Here is a 1,290-nt window from a genome sequence, read left to right as displayed (position 1 = left end):
TATCTGCTGGATGGAACTCTAGACCCCGTATCCGCCCATAAAACCGAACAAGGCGACAAAACGGCCGAAGAGTACAAAGACTACGGCGAAGAGATCATCGTTGAGATACTGTCCCATTGATCTCTTTCACTCTCGCCATGAACCTAGCTTCTTCGAGCGCTGGCGACCCGCCAGCGCTCTCACCACACGCTTATCAAAAGGATCAACTACTTGATGCAAGTGACGCTGAATCCTGCCTATCCCCATCTTGCTTTGCGGTAATGGTGCTCTTGTTGCTCCTGACGCTCTTTCGCTTCGATACAGAGCTTGGCGGTGGGACGAAACATTAGCCGAGCCAATCCGATAGGTTCACCGGTCTCGTCACAGTAGCCGTAGTCGCCGGTTTCGATACGTTTTAACGCTTCAGCAATATTGTTGAGCAGACGGCTCTCACGGTCGGCTTGACGTAAGGCCAAGCGCAACTCCTCTTCGAACGCCGCTTGATCAGCTTCGTCACTATCACGCTCGTGGGAAGCAATGACGCCTCTTATTTCCTTTAAATGCTCCTCTATTTCATCGCGCTCATTGAGCAGTCGCTGGCGGAAAAAAGCGAGCTGTTCGTCATTCATATAATCACTGTCAGGCATCTGCAATAGACGCTCTGCCCACGCGCTATTCGTCGTCATCCGTTATGCCCTGTGTGGGTGTTGATAAACTGATGCTCACCTGCGCGAACGTTCAATTGACGCACGCTGAGTACCGCATCGGCACGGGGAGAAGATGCCTGTGACATCATCTGCATCCACTGCCAATCAATTTGTTATATTATAACAAATAATGTAAAGACAGGCGATACTCGTCGATCACGCCTTTTTACGCACATCGGCAAGAACGCTTGGCCAACAGACCGGGGAGCTCAGTTACCAACGATCTTAGTTTGCCATGACGCGAGGCAGCCAAAGCACCAGCGCAGGCCAGACACTGACGATCACGGCCGCCAGGCACATTAGCAAGAAAAACAGCAGTGATGCCCAGGCAACGCGTCCTCTGCTTTCGCCTGTCAGGCTCTGTAGAACGAACAGGTTAGCAATCATTCCGTCACGCACCTTAGTGGTGGCAGTGCGAATATGTCATAGACCACATGAGCAGGAAAATATACATGTAATCATCGGGAAACATGCGCCCATTAGAGTAGTTCCTGTCGAATTTGCCGACGTACAAAGAGAAACTTCACCTCGCCACGGATTGGTGAAAAAATCCATAAAGACAGGCAATACTTATGTACATGTCCAAAAAAATTCCTCTAGCAGT

Annotated in this window: 1 protein-coding gene and 1 pseudogene; both read right to left on the bottom strand. The window is 50.3% G+C overall.

The genetic code is table 11. The features are described 5' to 3' along the window. Positions 1-236: 236 nt before the first annotated feature. Positions 237-665, bottom strand: a complete 429-nt coding sequence (gene dksA / locus B7L72_RS15155) for an RNA polymerase-binding protein DksA (RefSeq protein WP_081195323.1) — start codon at positions 663-665, stop codon at positions 237-239. Positions 666-911: 246 nt separating this feature from the next. Next, a pseudogene (locus B7L72_RS19135) lies at positions 912-1,064 on the bottom strand (C4-dicarboxylate ABC transporter permease); the annotation flags it as partial. Between the last annotated feature and the right edge of the window lie 226 nt (positions 1,065-1,290).

The organism is Halomonas sp. BC1, assembly GCF_002078135.1.
GTDB lineage: Bacteria > Pseudomonadota > Gammaproteobacteria > Pseudomonadales > Halomonadaceae > Vreelandella > Vreelandella stevensii.
The sequence above is the reverse complement of the archived record's forward strand: the minus strand, read 5'-3'. Positions and strand labels throughout refer to the sequence as shown.

What these genes read in the sequence shown, in the direction of transcription:
- dksA (WP_081195323.1), bottom strand. Translation starts at nt 665, where the DNA reads ATGACGACGAATAGCGCGTGGGCAGAGCGTCTATTGCAGATGCCTGAC.